6 protein-coding genes are annotated in these 6,375 nt (G+C 64.3%); all 6 read left to right on the top strand.

Translation table 11 applies throughout. The features are described from left to right. A partial coding sequence (locus AC1DVT_RS17030; RefSeq protein WP_477390226.1) for a hypothetical protein occupies nt 1-779 on the top strand: 779 nt, incomplete at its 5' end. Between the two features lie 41 nt (nt 780-820). Further along, complete coding sequence (locus tag AC1DVT_RS17025; RefSeq protein ID WP_477390224.1) at nt 821-2,116, top strand: oligosaccharide flippase family protein; 1,296 nt, start codon at nt 821-823, stop codon at nt 2,114-2,116. Between the two features lie 34 nt (nt 2,117-2,150). Continuing rightward, nucleotides 2,151-3,020: a glucose-1-phosphate thymidylyltransferase RfbA gene (gene rfbA / locus AC1DVT_RS17020; RefSeq protein WP_477390222.1), complete on the top strand. Its 870-nt coding sequence runs from the start codon at nt 2,151-2,153 to the stop codon at nt 3,018-3,020. After that, nucleotides 3,020-4,018, top strand: a complete 999-nt coding sequence (rfbB, locus tag AC1DVT_RS17015) for a dTDP-glucose 4,6-dehydratase (protein ID WP_477390220.1) — start codon at nt 3,020-3,022, stop codon at nt 4,016-4,018. Before rfbA ends, rfbB begins: the two co-directional genes overlap by 1 nt. Before the next feature lie 2 nt (nt 4,019-4,020). Continuing rightward, nucleotides 4,021-5,430 (top strand): sugar nucleotide-binding protein, encoded by a 1,410-nt coding sequence (locus AC1DVT_RS17010; RefSeq protein WP_477390218.1) that lies wholly within the window; start codon nt 4,021-4,023, stop codon nt 5,428-5,430. 129 nt (nt 5,431-5,559) lie between these two features. After that, nucleotides 5,560-6,375: UDP-glucose dehydrogenase family protein (locus AC1DVT_RS17005; RefSeq protein ID WP_477390216.1), on the top strand; the 816-nt coding region annotated here is incomplete at its 3' end.

The following is a 6,375-nucleotide window of genomic DNA, read 5'->3' as shown; positions in this document are numbered from 1 at the left end:
GCGCCGTTGTGAGCCTCACGAGTTTCGGACGACGGACAGCCTCCGTCCATCTCACAATTGAGAGCATCGCGCGCGGCCGGCTGCGTCCGTCCCGGCTGATCCTGTGGCTGGACGAACCAGGCCAACTGTCGGACCTAACCCCTGGCATCAAGCGGCTCATCGATCGCGGACTGGAGGTGCTTCCTACAGAGGACTTCGGACCGCACAAGAAGTACTTCCCCTATGCCTCGAGCCAAAGCCTGCACACCGAATCACTGGTCACGGCCGACGACGACGTTCTGTATCCGAGTTCTTGGCTTCTGACTCTTGTGGAGACCCATAAGAGTTCTCCTGATGACGTGGTGGGCCATCGCTGTCGCAGGATCGTCCTGGACGGCGGCCGCATCGGACCGTACGCGTCATGGGAACCCGCAGCCCCAGGATCGCGGTCGATTCGCAACTTCGCGACGGGGGTCGGTGGAACCCTATATCCCCCGGCGATGGTCAACCGACTGCGCGAGGCAGGTCGTGGTTTCGAGGCGACGTGCGCGAGAGCGGACGACATCTGGCTCCACGTGCAAGCCATTCGTGGAGGCCACCGCATCAGGCAAACCCAGAAGGCGTACGAGCTAGTCCCGTTGCGAGGCACGCGAAGCGGCGGGCTGTGGATCGAGAACGTTTCCGGGTCCGGAAATGATGATCAGGTTCGCTCCACTTACGATCCCGATGATCTGGTTGCGCTCGTCAATGAAACCGATGAAGCGTTCGATCCTGTGGAACCGACGAGGAGCAAGTCTTGAGTCTCCGCAAGAGCGAATCCCGTTCGCAGACTTCGCCTACGGTGGTCTCCAGCGTTGCGATGGCTTCGTTGGGGAATGCGCTGCCGCCGATTGTCGGGCTCCTGACCGCACCCATTCTGGCGCAGAGTCTCGGAGTAGCGGGCCGCGGCGAGCTCGCAGCGATCACGGCCCCACTGCTCCTCGTCGTCAACATTGCCACGCTTGGCATACCTGACGCCCTGACCTACCTCACCGCACGCCGCGGAAAGCGGATTCAGCTCATAGCCGCGATAGCGATGCTGGCACTTGGCATCGTTGGGATTGCCTCGAGCGCAGGGCTGTTTCTGCTGGCACCCGTCCTCAGCGGCGGCGACCCGGAGCTAGCGAGGCTCATCGCTCTAGCCGGACTCGCGGTCGCACCCTCATTGATCCTTGCCGCGTTGCGAGGGATCGCAATGGGTTATGAGGACTGGACGCTCATCACTATGGAGAAGCTGGTCGGCTCGGGGTGCCGCCTAGTGGCAATAGTGGGACTCGCGCTAGCTGACGCGCTGACTCTCACGAATAGCGCCGCCGTCATCGTGATCACAACCTTCTGCGGGATCGTGGTCTACGCGGCTCTGCCCTGGAGCGCACGGCGGTCGTCGGTGTCACCCGGCTCAGGAGAGATGGGTCTGAGCACCCTTGTCTCATACAGTGCCCGCGTATGGGTGGGTTCACTCACCGGCATCCTCCTCACCAGACTCACTCAGACCCTCATGGTGCCGCTCTCCACACCAACCGAGTTGGGGCTGTTCGCCGTCGCTCAAACGATCGCAGAGGTAACGCTCATCTTCAACGCAGCCGTGGCTGGGGTGATCTTCGCCCGGGAGTCTCGCAGCGAAGACGCGGAGCGGCTGGCCAGCGCAACCCGAATATCGACCACAATCACGTTGATCCTCTCCGTCGTCGTGGGCGCTATGTCGATCTGGGCGCTGCCGGTCCTGTTCGGTGCGGGCTTTGGCGCGGCGCTACCCTCGCTGTGGATACTCCTGGCGGCGACCGTAATCGGCAACCCCGGATCTGTCGCAGGTTCCGGGCTTAAGGCGCGTGGGCGACCGGGCCTCCGAAGCCTCTCGCTCACGATCGCGCTAGTGGTGAATGTCGGAGCCATTTTCTGGCTCGTTCCGAGCCTTGGGAGTGTGGGGGCTTCAATCGCCCTACTGCTCGGAAATGCGATTGCCGGTCTATTGAACCTGGTCTGGCTGCGTATCTTCTTCGGCCTCCCCATGTCGAACTTTCTCGGCTGGCGGCGCACCGACTATCGGTTCGTTCGGCGACTCACCACCAACCTGACCAACAGGAAGGACGCGCCTTGACTCCCGTCCTCGCCTACGCAAGGAGAAGAAGATCGTGAAAGGCATCATCCTCGCCGGCGGGTCGGGCACGCGCCTGCACCCGATCACCTTGGGCATCTCGAAGCAGCTGATACCGGTGTACGACAAGCCGATGGTTTACTACCCGCTGTCGACGCTGATGCTCGCAGGCATCCGAGACATTTTGATCATCACGACCCCGCACGACGCGGAGCAATTCGAGCGACTGCTTGGTGATGGATCACAGTTCGGAGTGAACCTGACCTTTGCGCGGCAGCCGTCGCCGGATGGGCTCGCTCAGGCGTTCACGATCGGCGCCGACTTCATCGGCGACGAGAAGGTCGCGCTCGTGCTCGGCGACAACCTGCTCTACGGCCCCGGATTGGGGACGCAGCTGAAGCGCTACGCCGATGTGGACGGCGGGGCGATCTTCGCGTACTGGGTCGCCGAGCCATCCGCCTACGGCGTCGTCGAGTTCGACGACGCCGGGCGCGCGATCTCACTCGAAGAGAAGCCGGATGTACCGAAGAGCAACTACGCGGTTCCCGGCCTGTACTTCTACGACAACGATGTGGTCGATATCGCCCGCAGCCTGGCTCCGAGCCCGCGTGGGGAGTACGAGATCACGGACGTCAACCGGGCGTACCTGGACCGCGGGAAGCTGCAGGTCGAGGTGCTCCCCCGTGGCACCGCGTGGCTCGACACCGGGACCTTCGATCAGATGACGGACGCCGGCGATTACGTACGCACGATCGAGCGACGCACGGGATTGCGGATCGGCGCTCCCGAAGAGATCGGCTGGCGGCAGGGGTTCCTCACGGATGACGAACTGCGCATTCGGGCGGAGAAGCTCGTGAAATCTGGGTACGGAAAATACCTGCTCGACACCCTGGAGAGGGGCATCTGATGGGCAAACTCTTGGTCACCGGCGGCGCCGGATTCATCGGCTCGAACTTCGTACACCACGTCATTGAGCACACCGACCACCACGTCACAGTGCTCGATGCGCTCACTTATGCGGGGAATGTGGCTTCGCTGCTCGGGCTCCCGGCAGACCGGCTCACGTTCGTGCAGGGAGACATCACCGACGCGCCCCTCGTCGACGAACTGTTCGGCAACGTGGATGCGGTCGTGCATTACGCCGCGGAATCGCACAACGACAACTCGCTGCACGACCCGCGTCCGTTCCTGGAAACCAACGTTGTCGGCACCTACACGCTGCTCGAAGCGGCACGCAAGCATGACCGCCGCCTGCATCACATCTCCACCGACGAGGTGTATGGCGATCTCGAACTCGACGACCCTGCCCGGTTCACCGAGAGCACGCCGTACAACMCCTCGTCGCCGTATTCGTCCACCAAGGCAGGGTCGGATCTGCTCGTGCGGGCGTGGGTGCGCTCCTTCGGCGTGCGGGCGACCATCAGTAACTGCTCGAACAATTACGGCCCGTACCAGCACGTCGAGAAGTTCATCCCCCGTCAGATCACGAACGTCGTCCGCGGCATCCGTCCGAAGCTGTATGGCGCCGGCGAGAACGTGCGCGACTGGATCCACGCCGACGATCACTCCTCCGCCGTGCTCACCATCCTCGACAAGGGCCAGATCGGTGAGACCTACCTGATCGGCGCCGACGGCGAGAAGAACAACAAGGACGTCGTTGAGCTGATCCTCACGCTCATGGGCCAGCCCGCGGACGCGTACGACCACGTGACCGACCGGGCGGGGCACGACATGCGGTACGCCATCGACTCCACCAAACTTCGTTCCGAGCTCGGGTGGGCTCCGACCTATGGAGATTTCGAGGCCGGACTGGCGGCGACGATCCGGTGGTATCAGGACAACGAGTCGTGGTGGGCGCCGTCGAAAGACGGCGTCGAAGCGTTCTACGCCACGAAGGGCCAGTAGCCGTGACGGAGTTCGGCAAGGCTTTGGCGCGCGCGGAAACACCCATTCCTGGGCTGGTGGTCTTCGATCTGCCGGTGCACGGCGACAGCCGCGGCTGGTTCAAGGAGAACTGGCAGCGCGAGAAGATGCTCGCCTTCGGGCTGCCCGACTTCGGTCCGGTGCAGAACAACATCTCGTTCAATGACCAGGCCGGGACGACCCGCGGGATCCACGCTGAACCGTGGGACAAGTGGGTGTCGGTCGCCACCGGTCGGATCTTCGGCGCCTGGGTGGACCTCCGCGAAGGGCCGAGCTTCGGAGCCGTCTACACCACCGAGCTCGACCCGTCACGCGCGATCTTCGTTCCGCGCGGCGTGGGCAATTCGTATCAGACCCTCGAACCCGATACGGCGTACACCTACCTCGTGAACGACCACTGGTCGCCCGACGCCGCGTACTCCTTCCTCAACCTGGGTGATGAGACCGCCGCGATCCAGTGGCCCATTCCACTGGCGGACGTCGAGATCTCTCCGAAGGATCTCGCTCATCCACGGCTCAACGAGGTCATCCCCGTCCCGCCACGCAAGACCCTGGTCGTCGGAGCGAACGGGCAGCTCGGACTCGCACTGCGGGCTGAGTTCGGCGTTGCGTCGCACATCGAGTACGCCTCGCGTGCCGACCTAGACATCACCGCGCCGTCGCTGCCTTCGGCTCGCCGCTGGCGCGACTACGAGACGATCGTCAACGCCTCTGCGTATACGGCAGTCGACACCGCCGAGACGCCGGATGGCCGCCGGGATTGCTGGGCTGCGAACTCCACCGCGGTCGCTACACTCGCAGCCATCGCAACAGCGAACGGGATCACCCTCATTCATGTCTCGAGCGACTACGTCTTCGACGGAGCGCTCGACGGGGCCTACCGCGAGACCGACGTCATCTGCCCAGTCGGCGTATACGGGCAGACCAAGGCATCCGGCGACGCCGCAGCCGCGACCGCGCCGCGCCACTACGTGATCCGCACATCGTGGGTCATCGGCGAGGGGCACAACTTCGTCCGCACGATGGCTTCGCTGGCCGAACGCGGGGTCGATCCCCGAGTGGTCGACGACCAGACGGGACGCCTCACGTTCACCACCGACCTCGCCCGCGGCATCCGTCACCTGCTCGAGACGCGACCTGCCTACGGGACGTACAACCTCACCGGTGCCGGGCAACCGACCACGTGGGCAGACATCGCGCGACGCGTGTTCGAGCTCACCGGCCACGACTCGGAGAGGGTCACCGGCGTGACCACAGCGGAGTACTTCGCATCGGCGACCTCGGCAGTTGCACCCCGCCCGCGCAACAGCCTGCTCGACCTCGGCAAGATCGAGGCCTCCGGCTTCAAGGTCAAGGACGTGGAGAAGTCGCTCGCTTCGTATCTGCGATCGTGACGCCAGACGCTCTGTGTCGGCGAGCACGACTTCTGCGACCTTTTCGAGAAACATTGCTCTGCTAGTAATGGAAGTCCCGCCGCCGATGACTGCCGGCCTAACACCTCATGCTCAAGCTCAAGGAGCCACATGCGTCTCTCCGTCATCGGTTGCGGATACCTGGGGGCCGTTCACGCGGCCGCGATGGCTTCGATCGGCCACGACGTCGTCGGCATCGACGTCGACGAGCGGAAGATCGCGATGCTCACCCGGGGTGAGGCGCCGTTCTTCGAACCCGGTCTGCCTGAGATCCTCGCTGAAGGGATCGCGTCGGGGCGTCTGCGGTTCACAACTGAGATGGCCGAGGCCCACGGTGCCGACGTGCACTTCGTGGGTGTCGGCACTCCACAGCAGAAGGACGGCTACGCGGCCGACCTCACCTACGTCAACGCCGCGATCGACGGGCTGGTGCCGTTCCTTCGGCCGGGTGACATCGTCGCCGGCAAGTCGACCGTGCCCGTAGGCACCGCGGCCGACCTCGCAGAGCGGGTGACCCTCACGGGCGCCACGCTCGTATGGAACCCCGAGTTCCTGCGGGAAGGGTGGGCGGTGCAAGACACGATCGATCCGGATCGGCTCGTCGCCGGCGTGCCAAGTGGGGACGAGGGCGATCGGGCCGCCGACATCCTGCGACGCGTCTACCACCCCGCCGTCGCGAAGCAGACGCCCTTCATCGTCACCGATTACGCGACCGCCGAGCTCGTCAAGGTTGCAGCGAACGCGTTCCTCGCCACGAAGATCTCATTCATCAACGCGATGGCCGAGATCGCCGAGGTCACCGGCGCCGATGTGACCCTGCTCGCGGACGCGATCGGGCACGATGCGCGGATCGGTCGCCGATTTCTCGGCGCCGGAATCGGGTTCGGAGGTGGCTGCCTCCCGAAGGACATCCGCGCCTTCGCCGCT

The sequence above is a fragment of the Microbacterium sp. P2_F9 genome, from assembly GCF_056403635.1.
Note: the sequence above shows the minus strand (reverse complement) of the source record. Positions and strands in the feature narration are given on the sequence as shown.